This is a genomic window from Nocardia sp. CC213A, from assembly GCF_030766805.1.
Taxonomy (GTDB): Bacteria; Actinomycetota; Actinomycetes; order Mycobacteriales; family Mycobacteriaceae; genus Nocardia; species Nocardia otitidiscaviarum.
Genome location: NZ_JASFXA010000001.1, coordinates 45,788 through 64,442, shown reverse-complemented (window position 1 = coordinate 64,442; position 18,655 = coordinate 45,788). Strand labels below are relative to the sequence as shown.

At 69.2% G+C, this 18,655-nt stretch carries 18 protein-coding genes; 8 read left to right on the top strand and 10 right to left on the bottom strand.

Annotated features, from left to right (window positions below; genetic code table 11):
• Positions 1 to 80: 80 nt before the first annotated feature.
• The 3 genes from QJS31_RS00320 to QJS31_RS00310 all read right to left on the bottom strand — a co-directional run bounded on the left by QJS31_RS00320 (position 81) and on the right by QJS31_RS00310 (position 3,406).
• Positions 81 to 1,538 (bottom strand): SDR family NAD(P)-dependent oxidoreductase, encoded by a 1,458-nt coding sequence (locus QJS31_RS00320; RefSeq protein WP_282779238.1) that lies wholly within the window; start codon positions 1,536 to 1,538, stop codon positions 81 to 83.
• Positions 1,539 to 1,963: 425 nt separating this feature from the next.
• Positions 1,964 to 3,076, bottom strand: coding sequence for a hypothetical protein (locus QJS31_RS00315; RefSeq protein WP_282779240.1), 1,113 nt, complete (start codon positions 3,074 to 3,076; stop codon positions 1,964 to 1,966).
• Positions 3,077 to 3,115: 39 nt separating this feature from the next.
• Positions 3,116 to 3,406, bottom strand: a complete 291-nt coding sequence (locus QJS31_RS00310; RefSeq protein ID WP_282779241.1) for a hypothetical protein — start codon at positions 3,404 to 3,406, stop codon at positions 3,116 to 3,118.
• A gap of 302 nt (positions 3,407 to 3,708) precedes the next feature.
• Between QJS31_RS00310 and QJS31_RS00305 the strand changes: the two genes are divergently transcribed.
• Together QJS31_RS00305 and QJS31_RS00300 are read left to right on the top strand one after the other, a co-directional pair.
• A complete protein-coding gene (locus tag QJS31_RS00305; RefSeq protein ID WP_195146756.1) occupies positions 3,709 to 4,116 on the top strand; it encodes a DUF3224 domain-containing protein in 408 nt (135 codons plus the stop codon).
• A 79-nt stretch (positions 4,117 to 4,195) separates the two neighbouring features.
• A complete protein-coding gene (locus QJS31_RS00300; RefSeq protein WP_282779243.1) occupies positions 4,196 to 4,486 on the top strand; it encodes a putative quinol monooxygenase in 291 nt (96 codons plus the stop codon).
• Positions 4,487 to 4,489: 3 nt separating this feature from the next.
• Here the strand turns inward: QJS31_RS00300 and QJS31_RS00295 are convergent, their stop codons facing one another.
• Positions 4,490 to 6,022 (bottom strand): hypothetical protein, encoded by a 1,533-nt coding sequence (locus QJS31_RS00295; RefSeq protein ID WP_306355667.1) that lies wholly within the window; start codon positions 6,020 to 6,022, stop codon positions 4,490 to 4,492.
• A complete protein-coding gene (locus QJS31_RS00290) occupies positions 6,019 to 6,234 on the bottom strand; it encodes a hypothetical protein (RefSeq protein WP_039813580.1) in 216 nt (71 codons plus the stop codon). Before QJS31_RS00290 ends, QJS31_RS00295 begins: the two co-directional genes overlap by 4 nt.
• Before the next feature lie 244 nt (positions 6,235 to 6,478).
• On the opposite strand from QJS31_RS00290, the gene QJS31_RS00285 reads away from it, so the two are divergent.
• The 3 genes from QJS31_RS00285 to QJS31_RS00275 all read left to right on the top strand — a co-directional run bounded on the left by QJS31_RS00285 (position 6,479) and on the right by QJS31_RS00275 (position 9,204).
• Positions 6,479 to 7,177 (top strand): TetR/AcrR family transcriptional regulator, encoded by a 699-nt coding sequence (locus tag QJS31_RS00285; protein WP_282779248.1) that lies wholly within the window; start codon positions 6,479 to 6,481, stop codon positions 7,175 to 7,177.
• 106 nt (positions 7,178 to 7,283) lie between these two features.
• Complete coding sequence (locus tag QJS31_RS00280; protein ID WP_282779249.1) at positions 7,284 to 8,429, top strand: acyl-CoA dehydrogenase family protein; 1,146 nt, start codon at positions 7,284 to 7,286, stop codon at positions 8,427 to 8,429.
• Positions 8,430 to 8,562: 133 nt separating this feature from the next.
• A complete protein-coding gene (locus QJS31_RS00275) occupies positions 8,563 to 9,204 on the top strand; it encodes a TetR/AcrR family transcriptional regulator (protein ID WP_282785791.1) in 642 nt (213 codons plus the stop codon).
• Positions 9,205 to 9,360: 156 nt separating this feature from the next.
• Here QJS31_RS00275 and QJS31_RS00270 read toward each other — a convergent pair whose 3' ends face one another.
• The 3 genes from QJS31_RS00270 to QJS31_RS00260 all read right to left on the bottom strand — a co-directional run bounded on the left by QJS31_RS00270 (position 9,361) and on the right by QJS31_RS00260 (position 13,536).
• Positions 9,361 to 10,035: a methyltransferase domain-containing protein gene (locus QJS31_RS00270; protein ID WP_306355665.1), complete on the bottom strand. Its 675-nt coding sequence runs from the start codon at positions 10,033 to 10,035 to the stop codon at positions 9,361 to 9,363.
• 203 nt (positions 10,036 to 10,238) lie between these two features.
• A complete protein-coding gene (locus QJS31_RS00265) occupies positions 10,239 to 10,664 on the bottom strand; it encodes a hypothetical protein (protein WP_306355664.1) in 426 nt (141 codons plus the stop codon).
• Entirely contained in the window at positions 10,612 to 13,536 is a 2,925-nt protein-coding gene (locus tag QJS31_RS00260) for a BTAD domain-containing putative transcriptional regulator (protein ID WP_306355663.1), read from the bottom strand. Before QJS31_RS00260 ends, QJS31_RS00265 begins: the two co-directional genes overlap by 53 nt.
• Before the next feature lie 117 nt (positions 13,537 to 13,653).
• On the opposite strand from QJS31_RS00260, the gene QJS31_RS00255 reads away from it, so the two are divergent.
• Both QJS31_RS00255 and QJS31_RS00250 read left to right on the top strand, forming a co-directional pair.
• Positions 13,654 to 14,295, top strand: coding sequence for a hemerythrin domain-containing protein (locus tag QJS31_RS00255; RefSeq protein WP_306355662.1), 642 nt, complete (start codon positions 13,654 to 13,656; stop codon positions 14,293 to 14,295).
• Positions 14,296 to 14,318: 23 nt separating this feature from the next.
• Positions 14,319 to 14,759: a DUF4267 domain-containing protein gene (locus QJS31_RS00250; protein WP_306355661.1), complete on the top strand. Its 441-nt coding sequence runs from the start codon at positions 14,319 to 14,321 to the stop codon at positions 14,757 to 14,759.
• Positions 14,760 to 14,998: 239 nt separating this feature from the next.
• On the opposite strand, the gene QJS31_RS00245 is transcribed toward QJS31_RS00250, so the two are convergent.
• Positions 14,999 to 16,756, bottom strand: coding sequence for a penicillin-binding transpeptidase domain-containing protein (locus tag QJS31_RS00245; RefSeq protein ID WP_372341526.1), 1,758 nt, complete (start codon positions 16,754 to 16,756; stop codon positions 14,999 to 15,001).
• Positions 16,757 to 16,936: 180 nt separating this feature from the next.
• Between QJS31_RS00245 and QJS31_RS00240 the strand changes: the two genes are divergently transcribed.
• Positions 16,937 to 17,839: a hypothetical protein gene (locus tag QJS31_RS00240; protein ID WP_306355660.1), complete on the top strand. Its 903-nt coding sequence runs from the start codon at positions 16,937 to 16,939 to the stop codon at positions 17,837 to 17,839.
• Here the strand turns inward: QJS31_RS00240 and QJS31_RS00235 are convergent.
• Complete coding sequence (locus QJS31_RS00235; RefSeq protein ID WP_306355659.1) at positions 17,802 to 18,614, bottom strand: AraC family transcriptional regulator; 813 nt, start codon at positions 18,612 to 18,614, stop codon at positions 17,802 to 17,804. The two genes, QJS31_RS00240 and QJS31_RS00235, sit on opposite strands and share 38 nt — an antisense overlap.
• Positions 18,615 to 18,655: the final 41 nt, after the last annotated feature.

Here is an 18,655-nt window from a genome sequence, read left to right as displayed (position 1 = left end):
TAACTATGAAAGATCCTCACCAGACGAGACAACCGACGAAACCCTCCGGACCCAGAAAGAAGCCAAGAGGGGAAGGGCTGCTACCAGTTGGAGGGTTCGTAGTCCTTGAGGAACACACCGAAGAGGTCGGTGCCCGCCTCACCCTGGACGATCGGGTCGTAGACGCGCGCCGCGCCGTCGACCAGGTCGAGGGGAGCGTGGAATCCTTCCTCGGCCAGTCGGATCTTCGTGTAGTGCGGCCGCTCGTCGGTGATCCAGCCGGTGTCCACGGCGGTCATGAGGATGCGGTCGGCCTCGAACATCTCGCGGGCGCTGGTGCGGGTGAGCATATTGAGCGCGGCCTTGGCCATATTGGTGTGCGGGTGCCCCGGACCCTTGTATCCCCGGTGGAAGACGCCCTCCATGGCGGAGACGTTCACGACGTACTTGCGGCGCGCGGGGGAGGCGGCCAGGGCCGGGCGCAAGCGCGAGATGAGAATGAACGGGGCGACCGAGTTGCACAGCTGCACCTCGAGCAGTTCGGTGGCGTCGACCTCCGCCACGGTCTGCACCCAGCTGTTGGTGTGGGCGAGATCGGGCACCAGCCCCCCGGCGTCGATGGCGACGCCGCGCGAAATGCGTTCCGGGGTGGCCGAACCCGCGACGAGTGCGAGTTCGGTGATATCCGCGGCGGTGAGATCGGGCGTCAGCGACGCGGTGAGCGCCGTCGGATGCGCCTGCATGGTCTTGCCGAAGGTGATCTTCTCGGGCAGCTGTCCTGCGGGCAGCGGCCCGTTCTCGGCTTCGACGAGCGCGCTGTAGGAACCGGCGGACCGCCGCACGGTCTGGGCGGCGTTGTTGATGATGATGTCGAGCGGACCCTGCGCCGCCACATCGTCGGCGAGCGCGACGACCTGCGCGGGGTCGCGCAGGTCGATGCCGACGATGCGCAGCCGGTGCAGCCAGTCGGCGCTGTCGGGCTGGGCGCTGAAGCGGCGGATGGCGTCATTGGGAAATCGCGTGGTGATGGTGGTGTGCGCCCCGTCGCGCAGCAGCCGCAGCGCGATGTACATGCCGATCTTGGCACGGCCGCCGGTCAGCAGGGCGCGTTTGCCGGTGAGGTCGGTGCGCGCGTCACGTTTGGCGTGGCTCTTGACGGCGCAGTCGGGGCAGAGCTGGTGGTAGAAGGCGTCCACGCGGGTGTAGCGCTGCTTGCAGATGTAGCAGGGCCGCGGTTTGAGCAGGGTGCCGGCGGAGGCTCCGGGCGCGTTGGAGCTGATGGGTATACCGGCGGTCTCGTCGTCGATCCGATTCGGCGACGCCGTGGCGGTCGCGGCCATGACCTCACGGTCGGCATTGGCCACGGCCTCGCGGGCTTCGATGCGCCGCCGCTGCTTGAGCTTCTTGAACATGTGCCCGACGGCCCGCTGCACGGCGATGGAGTCGGGATGGTCCTTCTCGAGCTGCCCCGCCCGTTCGAGCACCCGCAGGCAGATCGCCAGTTCGTCGGGGTCGATGGCCGTGGTGTCGGCGTTGTCCGGGGTGGTGTGCGCGGCCATCGGGAGGCTGGGTGTTCCTTCGTGCGGGGGTCGGGTTGACGGCCCATTATCGCAGAGCAGAACTGGGGGCCGGCCACGGTGGTGGGCCGGACCGGTACAGCCCATGGACCGGGCTGTACTGGAAGATCGAGACCGGCACCCAGTCCTACCGGCTCACTCGCACCGCCCTCAACAACACTGGAGGCACCGCTGCCACACCCGCACCGCAGCAGCCATTGGAAATCGTGCCCTGAACACCTGTTTATCCGCGAATGACGAGATCACCTCCGATGCCCGCGAGCCAGGCCCTGAACTCGGAAGGCGCGACCCGTGACCACACCCACGGCGTGTGCGACACGGAAGGACCGGGCACGATGTCGGATTGGCGGTGGCAGTGGCGCAGGAACCGGCGGGTTTCGCGCGTGACGTCATCGCGCGAGCGGGGTCTACACCGCGGAGGCTGAGCCGTTGGGTGGGGGTGCCAGTCGGGCGGCGGCCTCGAGTTGATCGCGAAGGGTCGAGATCACCGCGTCCCGGGACGTATTTTCGAGATAGGCGACGCGGGCGGTGAGTACATTGACCAGAAATATGGCAGGCGTGAGAACTGGTGAAACATCAATTCCGACACTGACATCCGGTGGCTTTGTCACGATCACTGGTGTCAGATCGTCGAGACCGGCAAGAACGTGATTGAGCGCCTGTCCTGGATTGTCAGGGTCGCCGAGTGCTGTCGCCGTTTCCAGGAGCAAGTTGCCGACGCGGCTCGCGTGTTCGGTGAGGCCGACTTGGGCGGTGGCCTCGGTAGCGAGTCGGGTGTCGTCTGCGAGCACGCGGTCAGCTCGGATCTGAAGCGCGCCAGCGTGGCCGGAGCGGGTCGTTATCGAGACGTTGATTCCCAGTGGCCTTCCCGCTTCGTCCCACAGGGGTGTGTCGTCATCGTCGGATTGCGGATCGGCGGCGAGGTGTTGGGCTGCGGATCGGTCGACGATGCCGTCGGCGACTGGCATCCAGATCCCCAACACATCGTGTGGCGCACTCCCGTGCAGTTGGACGGTCCATTTGCCCGCCGTAACAGCTATTTGGCCGAAGATGTCGTAGTCGTCGGACTCCGAGGTATCGACGGAAGCCAGGGGCGCGATAGCCCGAATGGCGTCGGCGAGGGCATTGGGACTGAATGTTTCGACGATGTCGACCGCGAACGCTCCGCTTCGTTTTGGGTTGGTCCAGTCGATGTCTCGGTCGAGACGAATCCACCGGTCCGCGAGCTGACTGATCTGACGGGACGCTCGCCGCGCCCACCAGTCCACGTCGCCACGCACAGCGCTGATGGTCGGCGACGCGAGAAATTCCGCTTGGTCGAAGCCGTAGTCGTCCTTGATCGTTCCGGTCGCGTATCCACTCGCGGTCAGGACGAAGTCGCCGGTGACGATGCCGAATGTGGTGGAGTATGCCGCCGAGACTCCGACGATCCCGCTCTCCGTGAGCCTGTCCGCAGCCTCGCGGAGTGCTTCCGAAGGAGAGTCGACGATAGATTGCCACTCCGGGACACCCATTGACACGCAGTCTCCTCATCGGTCCTCTTCGCGTTATGCCCGAGCCTATGACGGATACTCAGGTACCTGTTCCATGTGATGGGAAGAGCGCTTGCCGACGATGACATCGGCAGCGGAAAGCCTGTGCCAGTTTCGTTGCCCACAAACAACGTTGGGGCAGACCACGCATGGCAGTGCCCTGAGCGGCAACTGGCTAACTGGCAGCCACTGGTTGCCGCGCAGTCCTTCCACGCCTTCGGCGGCGCGGGCAGCTACGCGCTTGCTGGCCTGCGGGCCGACTTGAATCGGTTCATCACCGTTGTTCAGAACGTCAGGATCCCCGTGGAAGACCTTCACACGCTACCGTTCTGACACGCCCGCCGACCGGACACGCCGACGCGGGTGACGTTGAAATTCGTGGATACACCCACCACGGATCGACCCCGAGTGACGCCGGGATTCGCGGATGGCCGGTCTCGGAATTCGTACTTACGGCCAAGCCAGCGTGGCCGGTATCCGGGGATGCCGTAATACGACACCGCACGATTATCCGGCGGTGGCTCGCTACTGGTCGGCAAGCTCACCGACTGCAGGGCGTGTCGTCATCGGTGTCGCGTTCTTACAAGAGGTGCGAGCGCGGCGCGTGTGAGGATCTGATCATGCGAGCTACTGGAACTTTCGAGGTCAAGTCATTCACCCCTACCGATGTGGTTCCCGATCCGGCGATTCGGACGGCGTTGGGGGTGGGTGTCGCGCGGATGGAGAAGGTGTTCGATGGTGAGGTCGAGGGGCGGGCGGCGACATTGTTCACGTCGGCGTTCGATGAGGAGTCCGGGGTGGGCACGTATGTGGCGATGGAGTCTTTCGAGGGCAGTGTGAACGGGCGGGTGGGGACGTTCAATTTCCTGCATTCGGCGTCGACTACCGGAGCGGATCGGAGCGGGGAGTTCTTCACGATCGTGCCGGGCAGCGGCACGGGTGAGTTGGCGGGCATCAGCGGGGGTGGCGGTCTCGCCGTGGACGCGGACGGAACGCATCGGATCTGGTTCGACTACGAGGTGGGCTGACGGCCCGCGGCCGTGGGGGCGATGAGTTCGGCGGGTCCATGTCGTCGCTATTGCGAAACCTCTGGAGAAGGAGTGACCCATGGTTATCGTGGCTGGCCACATCACCGTCGAGGCGCGGGATCGGGATGCGTATCTGGATGCGTGCGTGTCGGTGGTCGAGCAGGCGCGGGCGGCGGCGGGGTGCCTGGATTTCGCGATCTGCGCCGATCTGACCGACCCCGGCCGGGTGAATGTGTTCGAGCGGTGGGAGTCGCGGGAGGCGGTGGAGGCGTTCCGGCGTAGCGGTCCCGAGTTCGAGCCGGGGGCGGCCATGCTGTCGGCGGCGGTGGCGGAGTACGACGTCGCCGATGTGCGTGTGTTGTCGGGGTAGCGGTCAGTCGGGGGTGGCGGGGACGATGTCGAGGGCCGCGGCGGTGTGGTGCTGGCCGAGTTCGCGGGCGCGTTCGGCGAGCAGACGCAGCAGGGTGGCGGGGATTTCGTCGCGGACCTGAACGAGGGCGTCCCACACCACGTTCGGGGTGTCGGGGGTGAGGGCGGCGAGAAAGTCCTCGAGGTCGTCCATGCCGTCGATGATGTCGAGTACGCGGGCGCGGCCGTCCTGGTCCTGGGCGAGGGCGATGTCGACGAGGGTATGGATGTTGTCGCCGCGGGCGGCGGCGAGCAGCCCGGCGAGCATCTGGTCGCGGGTGAGCTCGCCGATGCAGGCGGCGAGGGCGGGGGTGGCGTGGTCGGGGAGCGCGTCGACCAGTGGCAGTGCCTGTGACCAGAGTTCGTGTTCGGCGGTGCTGGTGATGACGGCACGCAACAGGTCGGGTTCGTGCATCACCGGGAGGGCGGCCATGCGGCGGCGGTGTTCGTCGGTCATGGCGAGGGCGAGGGGGATCATGGCGTACCAGAGTCCGGCGGCGTCGGCGTCGCGGATGAGTTCGGTGAGCCGTTCGTCGGATTCGGCGGCGACGCGGGCGGCGATGAAGGCGAGTTGCGGCGCGGGCAGGTGTGGTGCGAGGGGGAGCAGGTTGCGCCAGTGTCCGTGGTCGAGTGCGGTGTCCATGATGGCGGTGAGTACGGCTTGGTCGTGGACGGCGTCGCGTTCGGCGAACAGGCGCAGACTGTCGTGGCTCATCGCGCTGGTGATGGGCAGCAGGGTCGCCCAGGCGTCGAGTCGGTGGACGGCGGTGATGAGGGCGTCGAGGACGTCGCCGCCGAGTCCGGCGGCGATATCGCCAATCCAGGCGCGGTGCTGGGGTGCGATGGAGTCGAGCAGGTCGATGCCTTCGGCCCACATGTCCTGTTCGGCGGCGGCGCGGATGACCCCGGGGACGCGGTCGGCGACCACGTGCAGCACCTCGTCGATGGCGGTTTTGTCCTCGAGCAGGAAGGCGATGCGCAGCAGGTCGGTGTCGCTCATGATGGGCGCGGCGGCGCGCAGCGCGGGTTCGGGGACGACGTGCACGAACCGTCCCATGGTGATGTGGTCGCCGCGGGCGAGGAGTTCGCGGGCGACGGTGGCGACCATGGCGGGTGGTACGGCGGCGATGATGTCGCCGGTGCGGCGCGGGTCGAGTTGGACGGCGCATTCGGCGAGGAAGCGCGGCGGCAGCGTTTTGGCGATGTCGACGGCGCGGCGCGGGTCGACGGTGGAGGCGGTGGCGGCGCACAGGACGGGTCCGAAGGCGCGTTCGGCGATTCTGCCGCTGATGGTGGCGGGGACGAGGGTGCTGGCGGCGGCGACGCGGTGCAGGCGTTTGGCGTCGCGGTCGAAGAGCAGGTCGGTGACGCGTTCGCGGAACTCGCGGAGGGCGTCGGGCGGCAGGTCGACGAGGAAGTCGAGTTCGGTGGGGTCGGTGAGGCCGAGGACGCGGGCGAGTTTGGTGGTTTCGGCGACGGCGACGAGGTGGTGGCTCACAGTCCGAGTGCTTTCTTGACGGCGGGGCGCATGAGGCGCGGCACGTAGTCGAGGGAGGTGTCGATGGCGGCGTCGAGGTTGGCGGCGTGGCGGCGCAGGGCGTCGTGGAGGAGCCGGTCGAGTTCGGTGAGTTCGCTGTCGGTGAGCCGTTCGAAGGCGGCGGGGAGCGGTGCTCGGAGGGTGTCGCCGAGTTGGCGTGCTGCGTCGGACATCGGGTTCTTTCCGGTTCGGTGTCGCGGAGCGTTCCGGCGTTGGGGCCGGGTGCGACCCCTCGCGCCCCGGACCGTACCGCCGGTACGCCTATCGATACTGGCAGTACGGTCGCGGCGAAATCAATCCCGTCTGCGACACCCAGGGTGTGGCCTCTGTCACGGGTATGCCCGGTTACGAGCGGGCAAAACGGGGGCGGTGGCCGTGACCCACGGCCGTACCGGTGGTACGTGTACAGTTCTCACCGTGGCGCGCACCAGTTCCGGATCGGCCCCGCGCTCGATCACCCGTGACGAGATCGTGGACGCCGCGATCCGTGTGATCGATCGTGACGGCCCCCGCCCCAGCATGGACGACATCGCCCGCGAGGCCCGGATCACCAAGCCGCGGCTGTACCGCCAGTTCGCGGACAAGGCCGATCTGTACGCCGAGATCGCCGACCGCACCACGCGGCTGGCGTTCGCCTCGGCGGGCACCGATATGACCCTCGTGCTGCAACCGCCGCGGGCGGCGCTGCGGCGGGTGTTCACCGAATACGCCAACGGAATCCTGGAGCACCCCAATGTGTTCCGCTATCTCGGCCAGGCCCCCATGCTGCAGCAGGCCGACGGTGCGGTGCTCCAGGTGGATCTGGGCCGCAACGCCGCGCGCAAGCTCACCAAGATGGCGATCACGGTCGCCGAGGCGATCCCGCTGGACACCACCGGTATCGAGTATCTGTCCCGGGCGCTGATCGGCGTCGTGGTGTCGGTCAGCGATCTGTGGCTGGCCGACTCCGCTACCCCGTCCGCCGAGGACACGACCGAATTCATCGAGCGCACAACACAACTGGTGTGGGATCTGATCGACGGTTTCCTGCGACGGCAGGGTATTCGCGCCGATCCGGACGTGCCGATCTTCGCCACGCTGGCGGAGGTGAACCAGTCGCGCGGTGGGGAGTCGTGAGGTCGCCACGCGTGGCAATCCCGGGTTGTTGACACTTCGCCAATAACCCTGCACTCTTGTCTCGACGCGCCGGACAGGCGGCGCGCGAGAGCAGAGGAACGCGACGATGGCACGGCCCGCATGGAGCGACGACGAAGTCGAGGCGGTACGAGGACTGGCGACCACCTTCTTCGAGAAGGAAGTGATCCCGCACGAGGAGAAATTCGTCGAGCAGGGACATCCCGATCGCGAGTTGTACCGGCGCGCCGGCGAACTGGGGCTGCTGTGCGCGGCCATCCCCGCCGAGTACGGCGGCGGTGGCGGCACCTTCGCGCACGAGGCGGCCATCATCGAAGCGCAGTGCCATTGCGGCGACGGCGCCATGGGCATGCCGGTGCACTCCTCCATCATCGCGCCCTACGTGCACGAATTCGGCACCGAGGAGCTCAAGCGGCGGGTACTGCCCAAGGCTGCCAGCGGCGAGATGGTGCTGTCCATCGGCATGACCGAACCGGGCACCGGATCGGATCTGCAGAACATCAAGACCCGCGCGGTGCGCGAGGGTGACGAGTACGTCATCACCGGGTCGAAGATCTTCATCTCCAACGGCTGGCTGTGCGACGGCATCATCATCGCCGCCAAGACCGACCCCACCCAGGGCGCGGCCGGCGTCTCGCTCATCTTCGCCGAGGTGAACGACGAGACACCCGGATTCACGCGCGGCCGCATCCTGTCCAAGATCGGCGGCAAGGGCCAGGACACCGCGGAGCTGTTCTTCGACGGCCTGCGGGTGCCCGCCTCGAATCTGCTGGGTTCGGCCGAGGGCCAGGGCTTCTACCAGATGATGCAGATGCTGGCGCAGGAGCGGCTGGTCACCGCCATCATGGCGGTGGCGATGATGGAGAAGGCGGTGGAACTGACCGTCGACTACACCAAGGGCCGGGAAGCGTTCGGCAAACCGCTGTTCGCCATGCAGAACACCCGATTCGAGCTCGCCGAATGCGCGACCATCGCCACCGTGAGCCGGGTCTTCCTGGACGACTGTCTGGTCAAACACGTGGCGGGGGAACTCGATATTCCCACCGCTGCCATGTCGAAGTACTGGCTGACCGACCAACTGGGTATCGTGGTAGACCGCTGTCTGCAACTGTTCGGCGGCTACGGATACATGACCGAATACCCGATCTCCCAGCTCTACACCGGCGCCCGAGTGCTGCGGATCCTGGCGGGCGCCAATGAGGTGATGAAGGATCTCATTGCCCGCTCACTCTGACACCGAGTCGCGGCCCACGCCCGGCAGCGACACTGACACCGAGTCGCGGCCCACGCCCGGCAGCGACACTGACAACGAGTCGCGGCCCACGCCCGGCAGCGACACCGGCACTGCGTCCGCGGTCGAGGCGACGGTGCTCGACGCCACGGCGGCCGAGGGTTCCGACGCGCCCTCGCGTCGCCGTCGCCTCGAACCCGACGAACGCCGCGCCCAGATCCTCGCCTGCGCCATCGACATGTTCGGGGAACGGCCGTACGCGGCCGTCTCCACCGCCGAACTGGCGCAGCGCGCCGGAGTGGCGCGCGGCCTGATCAACCACTATTTCGGGAACAAGCGCGACCTGTACCTGGCGGTGGTGCGCCGCATGGTCACCCTGCCGCGGCCCGAGGCCATGACCGTGCCCACCGGCACCATGCGCGACCGCGTGGACGCCAGTGTGGCGTGGCTGCTCGACACCATCGGCGAGCACGGCCACACCTGGGTGAAGGTCACCGGCCACGAGGGCATCGGCGACGATCCGGAAGTGCAGCGCATCCTCGACGAGGCCGACACCGCCGCCGCCGACCGGGTGGTGCGGATGATGGGCCTCGAGGAATCGCTGCACAGCGACGAGCTGCGCGCCCTGGTGCGCTGCTACGGCGGCCTGGTGAAGGCCGCGGGCCGCGAATGGATCGTGCGCGGCAGCCTGACTCGCGAGCAGGTGCACAACCTGCTCGCCGACATGCTGCGCACCCTCATCACCGAGACGTTCCCGAACGTGCACGGCGACAACTGAATCCGGACCGAACTCGGCAAGGCCATCGCTCAGCGGGCGGCGGGCGGCGGACCTGGTGGGCTGGCGGTGCACCGACGTTTGCGCCCGACCGTGGAAGCGGCGGGCGCGGGCCAGGTCGTCGTGCCGGGGGCAGGTCGTCGTGCCGGGGCAGCGGTATCAGCGGCGTCGTGCGCGATTCGGCTGCTGCGCCACCTGGATTCGCAGCATGTGGTGCGCGCCGCGCTGGAACCGGTAGGTCACCTCCCGCAACTCGGTGCGGTGGCCGCGGGAGTGCAACTCCTCGCGCAGCCGGTCGAGGAAGACGACCGGCTCCCCGGTCGCCTGCACCACCAGCGGATACACCCGCACCTCACCGCGGCTGACCCGCAGCAGTTCGTCGAGGGCGCGCCGGTGCCAGTCCTCGCCCAACCGGTCGGCCCAGGTGAACAGCAGATGTGAGCAGAGCACCAGGTCGAAAGCGGCGGTGGCGAACGGGAGTCGGGGCAGCGCCGCCGCGACGTAGCGTCCGGGTCGCGCGCGCAGGTCCGCGAGGAAGCGCGCTCCCGCCACGTGACGCATCGACCGACGGCTCTCGATATCGCCGTACCACCCCCATTCGAAGCATTCCGCGTGCGCGTCGATCATGTCGTCACCCTCGCGCAGCCCCGCCGACACGCGCGCCTCGACCTCATCCACCCCGACCGCGTACACCGGATCGGCGGCCACCACCCGCTGTCCGGTCTCGGCGGCGAAACTCGCTCCGCCCGCGCAGCAGTCGAGCACCCACCCGTTCAGGTCCGCGTCCGACAGATCGAACATGGCGCGGTACTCGGCCGCGGAGCGTGAGGTCACCAGCATGGATCCAGTGACTATCAGGCGGGATGCCGCCGAGTCCACCGGTTTCCCGGCGGCTGGCACGCACACGAGTCGACAGCCGACCGCCAAAGGGTGTGCGACAGAACGGGAGTGGTCCGGGAAGTGGAAGGCACTGGAGATCGGAAGGCGCTTGGCATCGAACAGGAAACCGACCGAGGGGCCGAACGAGGTTCGCGCCGTCAGCGCTGCCGCGGCCGCGAATCGTGGCCGCCGTGCGCACCCTCGGCGTGGATCCGGGCGGCGGTCGACCAGTGCGGTGCGTTCCAGCGGTCGGCGATGACGGCAGCCCGGGTGAAGTGGGCGGCGGCCACGTCGGTGTGGCCGAGCAGCAGAGCGAGTTCACCGAGCGTGTGGGCGACCGGACGGACGGCCAGCGACAGGCTCGCCGCACCAGCCGGAGGACCGTCTCGGTGGGGCAGCAGGTCCGCGTAGATCCGCGCGGCGGCGTCGCGGTCGTTCAGGGCGACCGCCGCCATCGCCCGCAGACTCGTCAGGAAGGTGTAGAAGAAGTCGGGCCGGATCGGATGCCGTGAGGTGCGGAGGAGGCGGGCCTCATCGGTGCGGCCGGCGGCGTGCAGGGCGAGCACGAGCAGATCGGCGGCCATCGGACCGTACGCCGCGTGCAGAGCGCGCACCTCGTCCAGATGGTCGCCGAGCGTGCCGTCGTTGAGCCGGATCACCGCCAGCGCGAGGCGAAGGAAGCCGGTGGCGTGCACCGATCCGGCGCGTTCCATGCGTTCGTTGGCCTCGGCATAGCGGCGTTCGGCATCGGCGGACCGGCCCTCGATGAGCACCAGCGTCGCCAGCGCGACCTCGGCCACTCCGATCGCTTCCGGCATCCGGTAGGCGCGGGCGAGAGCCAAGGCCTCCTCGGTCAGGCGGCGCATGCATGGTCGCCGGGTCGTTGGCCACGGCGGCGCTCGCGGCCTGGTCGAGCAGCCCGGTCACGCGGTAGACCGGCAGGTCGTGCTCGACACTGATCTCCACCAGCGCACGGGAGTACTCCTGCCGCCCGGAGTCACGCGCCAGCACCAGCAGTGCCGCGGCGCGCAGCCGGGCAGTGGTGGCGAGGTCCAGCGCTTCCCGCGCGGCCGCCATGACCGTCGGATCGGCCTCGCCCACCAGCTCGTGGGAGTACGCGATGAGCAGGTGTGCCCGCACCTCGGGGGCGAGATCGGCGCGCGCGAGCAGACGATCGAGGCGGTCGACGATCGGACGGTCGACCGTGCCGTAGGGGCGGGACTGCCACGGGGTGGGCTCGGTCCAGGCGGTGAACGCGGCGATCATCAGATCGTCGCGCCCGAGCGATTCGGCGTACTCCACGGCCTGCTGCCGGGTGTCCCGGGCCGCGGCGAAGGCCCCGGCCCTGACCTGTGCGCGGAGCAGCCTGCCGAGCAGGTCGACGCGCTCGTCCGGGTCGGTGGAGTTGGCGACGGCGTCGGTGAGGAGTCCGGCGGCGACATCGTGGGCATACCGCGCCTCGGCCAGTTCGGCGGCCCGCACGCAATAGCCGACGGCCTGCGCCGATCCCGCACGCGCGTGGTGATGGGCCAGGGCCGCGATGTCGCCGCTGCCCGCCAGGGCCGCAGCGATCCGGGCGTGCATTCTGGTGGTCCGCAGCCGGCTCACATCGGTCAGTAGGGTGTCCCTGACCAGCGCGTGCACGAACCGGACGCGCCCGGGCGCGGGTTCGTCGAGCAATCCGGCGATGACGCCCGCGTCGAGTGCGTCCAGGACGCCGTCCTCGTCGGTGTCGGCGGCGCGCACGAGCACGTCCACCGAGCTTTCCCGGCCCGCCACCGCCGCCAGTCGCAGGACGGACACACCGCTTTCGGGCAGCCGCGCGAACCGGCGTCGCAGCACATCCCGGACACCCTCGGGGACCTCGGACAGCGCCATGAGCGCGCCCTCACCATTCAGCAGCCGCGCGGTCTCGCGCACATAGAACGGATTGCCGCCGGTGCGTTCGGCGATGCCGGTGACGGTCGCGTCGTCGGCGCGGCACTCGGCGCGTACCAGTTCGGCGACGGCGGCGCGATCGAGTCCGGGCAGGTCCAGCCGCAGGGGTGCGGTACGGGCGAGGGATGCCAGCGTTGCGGTGAGCCGCTCGCTCTCGTCCGCGCGGTACGCCGCGACGACCAGGATCGGCCCCCGCGCGTCGACGACGCCGCCGAGCAGTTCCAGGGTGGCGGCGTCGGCCCAGTGCAGGTCGTCCAGGACGATGGCGACCGGACGGTCGGCGGCGCACGCCGCGAGCCAGGACCACACGGCCTGCCGCAGCCGGAACCGTCCGACGGCGGCGTCACCGGCCATCGCCGCGTCACCGGCCGCCGCCGCGGAATCGCGGAGCAGCGGCGCGAGGTCGGCGGCGAACGCTCCCGGCGCGATGCTTCCGGCCACCGACCGCAGCACCTCCACCCACGCCCACGCGGGCGGCGCGCTGTCCACGTCGGGACAGCGTCCAGCGGCCACGAGCCACCCGTGGCGCACCAGCCGCGCGGCGAGATGCTCGAGCAGGGTCGATTTGCCGAGTCCGGCTTCCCCGGTGACGAATGCGACGCGCAGCCCGCCGGTAGTCGCATCGGCGGCCGCCAGCAAGGCCGAAAGCTCGGCGTCGCGGCCCACGAACGTGGTCGCCTCCGGGGCGTCACCGGAGGGCGGTGGTGGCGTGGCCACCGGGGGTCGGGCCCCGTCGGCGGCGGGTGGGGAGACGGCCCGGCGCAGCACGTCGGTGCGTTGCGTGAGGATCGCTTCTTCCAGCGCCACCAGGTCCGGTCCGGGGTCGAGGCCCAGTTCGTCGGCGAGGAGGGTGCGGGCGCGGCGCAGCGCGGCCAGGGCGTCGGCTTGGCGGCCGCTGCTCCACAGGGCGAGGGCGTGCAGGCGCCGGCCCTCCTCGCGCAGCGGATGGTCGCGGGTGAGGCGTTCGGTGTCGGGAACCACCGTCGCGGGACGGCCGAGCCGCAGTCCCGCCGCGATGTGCAGTTCGCGGGCGATCAGGCGCAGCTCGTCGAGGCGAGCGATCTCGGCGACCGCCCACGGCTCGTCGGCGACCTCGGCGAACGCCGGCCCCCACCACAGCGCCAACTCCTCGTCCAGGTGGGCGCGAATGTCACGGGGGTCAGTGAGCGCGCGGGCCTGGTCGAGCAGTTCCTCGAATCGCCACGCGTCCACCGCTTTTCGCGGCAGCCGCAACGCGTAGCCGGGCGACGCGCTCACCAGCGAGCGAGCCGGTGCCCGCGGCGCGCGGCCGGGTTCGAGCAGGCGGCGCAGGTTGGAGATGTACGCCTGCAACGACGCCAGAGCGCGCGCGGGCGGTTCGCCGCGCCACAGGTCCTCGACCATCCGGTCGACCGGTACGACCTGACCGTGCGCGGTCACCAGCAGGGCCAGTACGCCGCGCTGCCGCGGCCCGCCGAGGGGAAGGGATTCGTCGTCGGTCTCGGCCGCGAACGAACCCAATACCCGGATCAAGACCATGACGGGCTCATCGTACGCGTGGCCGGGGCACGGGTTCCAAGTCGGCTGCTAGTGCCTTCCAAACCGCCGGGCGCAGTCTCGAACCCGTCTAACACAACGGTCGAAGGACAGGAACAGATGAGCGTCGACACTCAGGACATGAAGATCGTGCACCGCGCCTTCCGGCGCGAGTCACGGCTGCTGACGGAACTGGTCGCGGCGGTCGCCCCGGGAGATACGGTGCGCGCCAAGGTGATCGCCGACCACTTCCGCGACTACCGGCTGGGGCTCAAGAACCACCACGAGGGCGAGGACGAGCTGTTGTGGCCACCGCTGCTGGCCCGGGTCGATCTGGAAGCGGACGTCGTGCTGCGCATGCAGGCGCAGCACGAGCGGGTGGAAGCCACCCTGGCCGCGCTCGACACCGCGGTCCCGGCGTGGGAGGCCGCGGCCGGAGCCGACGAACGCGACACGGTCGTGGCGGTAATGGTCGATCACCGGGCGGTGTTGCTCGAACACCTCGACGACGAGGAGACGACGCTGCTTCCGCTGGCGGCCGACCACATCACCGAACGGGAATGGGCGTCGCTGGGCGATCACCTGGTGGCCAATACGCCCAAGCTCACCCTGCTCACGCTGTTCGGTCTCGTCCTGGAGGAGGCCGACCGCGGCGAGAGAGCCAAGCTGCTCGGTGGTCTTCCCGCACCGGTGCGCGCCATCTGGCACACCGTCGGCCGCCCCCGCTACGCCCGTCACATCCGCCGCGTCCGCGCGGCCTGATCCGAGAAACCGAGGAAACGATCATGATGAGATATCGCTGGACCACCCTGATGGCCGTGCTCTGCGCGGCCGCACCGTTGTACTTCGGGCTGAGCTTCCTGCTCGATCCCGCCGGCGCCCCACCAGGTTTCGGTATCGAGCCGTGGCCGACCGGCAACGCCGACGGCTACTTCGTCGTCAAAGGCACGCGTGACATCGCGGTCGCCGCCGTCACGTTCCTGCTGCTCGTCCTCGGCCACCGTCGGCTGCTCGGCTGGGTCGTGCTGATCAACGCCGCGATACCGTTCGGCGACGCGCTGGCGGTCGTCACGCACGGCGGCACCGCGGCGACGGCGTTGACCGTGCACGGCTCGGCGATGGGGCTCGTGGTTCTGACCGCGGTACTGCTGCTGACCGAACGCCCGCGAGCCGCGCTGCCCACCGCCACCGGCGACACATCGCGGACGCCCAGCGCCGTGCACTGATGCTCGCCGCTCCGGGTAGACGCAGCGTCCGGCAGCCGGCGGCCCCGGCAGTCGGCAGTCGCGAACCCCAGCGGTTCGCGACTGCTCCGATCAGGGAGTGAGCCTGCGCCGCCGCGAGACCCGTCCCGCTGTCCGTTGCCGTCGCAGGTAGTGGACAGCGGGCGGTGCGGTGCGCGGACCGCCGAAACCACCGCGCTGCGGCAGCGCCTAAACCACCGCGCTGCGGCAGCGCCGGAATCTCAGCGCTGCCGCAGCATCCGGCCCGCCGCGTCGACGGCCGGTCCGGAACTGTTGGCGTCGTAGACGAAGACCGCGAAGGCGAGGTCGCCGTCGATGGCGACGAACCAGCCGTGGGCGTGGGTGTCGTCGATGAATTCGGCGGTGCCGGTCTTGCCGAGCAGGCCGGGGATGTCGCGCAGTTGGGTGGCGGTGCCGTCGGTGATCGTTTCGCGCATCATGGTTTTCACCTGGTCGGCGATACCGGCCGGGAGTGCGGGCGGGGTGCGGTCGGGGGTGCCGGGCTGTCCCGCGACCAGGGTGGGGGCGGGGACGGAACCGTGCGCGAGGGCGGCGGCGACCAACGCCATGCCGAACGGGGAGGCGGTGACCTTGCCTTGGCCGATGCCCTCCTCGACGCGCAGGGCGGGGGTGTCGGCGGTGGGGACCGAGCCGGTGACGGTGGTCAGGCCGGGGGTGACGTAGTCGATGCCCAGACCCAGTTGGGCGGCGGCGGTGGTGAGGGCGTCCGGGGGCAGATCGACGGCCAGTCGGCCCATGGTGGTGTTGCAGGAGCGGGCGAAGGCGGTGTGCAGCGGGACCTCGCCGAGGTCGAAGTTGTTGTCGTTGGGGATGCGGCGGCCCTCGATGTTCGCCGAACCCGGACAGGCGACAATACTGTCGGGGGTGACCGATCCGGCCTGCAGCGCCGCGGACACCGTCACCGTTTTGAAGGTCGAGCCGGGCGGGTACAGGCCGGTCAACGCGATGGGTCCTTCCGCGTCGGCGGCCGAATTCTGTGCCACGGCGACCACATTCCCGGTCGAGGGCTGCAAGGCCACGATGGCGGCCGGTTGCGTGATGGGTGTGAGCGCCGCTTCCGCCGCGCGTTGCAGACCGAGGTCGAGGGTGGTGCGGATATCGGTGGTGGGCTGCGGGTCCTGGCCCGCGACCCGCTCGGTGCCCTGCGGGGTGCGGGCGCGCACCGCCCAGCCCGCCGCGGCGTCGGCCTGCTGCTGCCACAGCTCCGACAGCCCGGACAGGGTGGGGGAGGCCAGGTCCCGGTCGGTGGTCAGCAGGCGGGTCTGCGGTGCCAGGGTGACATTCGGCAGGGCCGTCAGCGCGTCCCGGATCGGGGCGAGGTCGGATTCCCGCAGAGTGATCGCCGTGACCGGGTTACCTTGTGCCGCATCGATTTCCGATTGCAGCGCCGGCGCGGTGATGCCGGGGGCGATGGGGGACAGTAGATTCGCCACCGCGGCGGTGTCCACTCCGGGCGAGAGATTCACCAGGGTCACCACCTGCTGCGTCATCAGCTCCCCGCCGGTGCTGTCGAGCACCCGCGCGGGATCCGGATAGACCGGGCTGTAGCTCAGCGGTCCGGTGTCCAGTCCCGGTGCGACGGCGGCCGGATCCCAGGCGACCTTGACCCCGTCACCGGTGTCGGCGGCCTTGCCGGTGGTGGTGTAACTCCACTCGTTCGCACCGAGCTTCCAGGTCGCGGCGAGCGTGAACGTCCCGGCGTCGGTGTCGACCCCGCGCACCTCGAACCGCGCATCGGTGCCGAGCCCGTCGTAGAGCGCGCCGAGGGCGGCCGCGGCCTGCGTCGGATCGGTGGTGACCGCGGCCGCCGCGCTCGGATCGTCATTGGTGAGCGCGTCGGCGAAGCTGGTCGCGACGGAGGTCATCCGTTCGGTGGTGTCGTCGTCGAAGAGCCCGCATCCGGTCAACGTCAGGGTGGGGACGGCGAACAGCGCGAATAGTCGTGTCCTGGTCAGCACTGAGCCGACCCTACCCGCCGATGCCGGTCGAGCCGGGCAGGCCGCGTCCGGAATTCGCTGTCCCGCGGACGACGGGGCGGACGGTGGGATGGAATGCCGGTGGGAATGCTTTCGACGGAGATATTCTCAGTGGCGGGAGCCCGCTAGGCTGCGGAGTATGCGCTTCGGGCGGGGTTTCACGTGTTCATCAGCAGCGCCTTGATCGATTTGTGCAGGGGAATTTGCGATCGTGTGTTGAAGCTCCGCGAGGCCGGTGAGGCCTTTTCGGACACCTCTCGACAGGTCGGTGGCGATGGACCACACGACGCGGTCGACGCGATCGTGCACGAAGACCGCGAAATCGGACCGATGGTCGCGGCGACCGTGAAAGCGGACCACGAGCCGTCCACGGCATCGCCGGGACCATCGGGCGACAGCGAATCCGCGCTCGGATATTCGATACCTGGGAGCATTACCCGTGGGCGCGACCTCATCGACGATCTCGACTATCGCGCGCTCGATCGCGCGGGATACGGCACCAACCACGGCGGGCGCGCGTTGGGTGAGGTGAACCGACGCCAGGGGTTCGACGGCCCGCCCACCCTGGTGTCCCGCGAGGAGTTGGACCAGGTCGTCGCGGCGGGAGGTGTCGAGTTGTTCCGCGGCGTATCGGACCCGCGTTTCGTCGCGGAGTTCAAATCGGGCTTGTACTTTCCCGGCACCGGACAATACGGGGAGGGTACTTATGCGACGCCGGACGTGGGAATGGCGCTGCGATATGCGGACCACCGGTCGGAAACATTGTTGAGGATGGCGCTGAAGCCCGACGCGAAGGTCGTGGACTACCTCGACCTGTACCACGAGCAGCAAGCGGAATTGCGGTCGATCAGCGAGAAGATGGAGGAGCTTCGGAGGGGGGAACGGTCGCACGACACGTTGGAAAGAGAAGAGGAACTGGAATCGCGGTATTGGCAGGTGTATGACCGCGGGAAGTTCGCCGCCATCAAAGGCTACGATGCGTTTTCTGTCGGCGGCACCGAAGAGGCGGGCGTCCGCCAGGAATGGATTATCCTGAATCGCACCGCACTGGCGGTCGAGCGATAGGTCCGTCGCTACGGTTGCCGACGATCAGGCGGGTCCCGTTGGCCAGCAACGTCGTCGCGGTGAGGCCGAACATGGCGTGGAAGGCATCGCTGAAATGACTCGGCGACGCGAACCCGGCGTCACTGGCCGCGGTGGTGAGGTCGTGTCCCCGTTCGGCGGCGGCCGCGACCCGCATCATGCGTGACCACAGCCGGTAGCGGCGCAGGCTGGTGCCGGTCTGGGCGGAGAACAGGTGCAGGAACCGTGAGGTGGACAGGCCGACCTCGGTGGCGAGGGCGGGCGCGCCGAGCGTTCCGGCCGGATCGGCGCGGATCGTCCGGACCGTAGCGCGGATGCGGGCGTCGGTGATCGCCGGTGTGTCAGTGTCGGCGATGCGGCGCAGCAGCGCGGCGGGGTCGAGCGGATTCGCCTGCCGCATCTGGTCGATGAGCGCCGATTCGTGACGGTGGGTGAGCCCGATCGCGCCCAGTGTGTCGGTCGTGCACCGTTCGACGCCGCTCAGGAGCGTCGGTAGGTAGCAGAACAGCATCCGCCCCGACTCCGCCACCACCTGATGCCGCGTGCGGGCCGGAATGAACGCGCTGCGCACCGTGCGCTGGTCGGCGTCGACCCGCACCGTGAACGGCGCGTCGATCCCGACCGCGACGCAGTGCACCGACCCCGAATGCGGATCCAATCGCAGCGACGGCCCCAGATACGCGGCGTACCCGGATCGGATCCAGATCGTCGCCACTTCGCCCGGACAGCACGTTTCCGGAAGTGCGACCCTGTCCATGCCCGTGATCATCGCATGTGACATTCCACGCGAAAGGGTCC

Bases quoted from the DNA above. Each gene is read 5' to 3' on its own strand.
- QJS31_RS00320 (WP_282779238.1), bottom strand. From the start codon at position 1,538: ATGGCCGCGCACACCACCCCGGACAACGCCGACACCACGGCCATCGAC.
- QJS31_RS00305 (WP_195146756.1), top strand. From the start codon at position 3,709: ATGCGAGCTACTGGAACTTTCGAGGTCAAGTCATTCACCCCTACCGAT.
- QJS31_RS00300 (WP_282779243.1), top strand. From the start codon at position 4,196: ATGGTTATCGTGGCTGGCCACATCACCGTCGAGGCGCGGGATCGGGAT.
- QJS31_RS00290 (WP_039813580.1), bottom strand. From the start codon at position 6,234: ATGTCCGACGCAGCACGCCAACTCGGCGACACCCTCCGAGCACCGCTC.
- QJS31_RS00280 (WP_282779249.1), top strand. From the start codon at position 7,284: ATGGCACGGCCCGCATGGAGCGACGACGAAGTCGAGGCGGTACGAGGA.
- QJS31_RS00265 (WP_306355664.1), bottom strand. From the start codon at position 10,664: ATGGCCGCCGATCTGCTCGTGCTCGCCCTGCACGCCGCCGGCCGCACC.
- QJS31_RS00260 (WP_306355663.1), bottom strand. From the start codon at position 13,536: ATGGTCTTGATCCGGGTATTGGGTTCGTTCGCGGCCGAGACCGACGAC.
- QJS31_RS00255 (WP_306355662.1), top strand. From the start codon at position 13,654: ATGAGCGTCGACACTCAGGACATGAAGATCGTGCACCGCGCCTTCCGG.
- QJS31_RS00250 (WP_306355661.1), top strand. From the start codon at position 14,319: ATGATGAGATATCGCTGGACCACCCTGATGGCCGTGCTCTGCGCGGCC.
- QJS31_RS00235 (WP_306355659.1), bottom strand. From the start codon at position 18,614: ATGGACAGGGTCGCACTTCCGGAAACGTGCTGTCCGGGCGAAGTGGCG.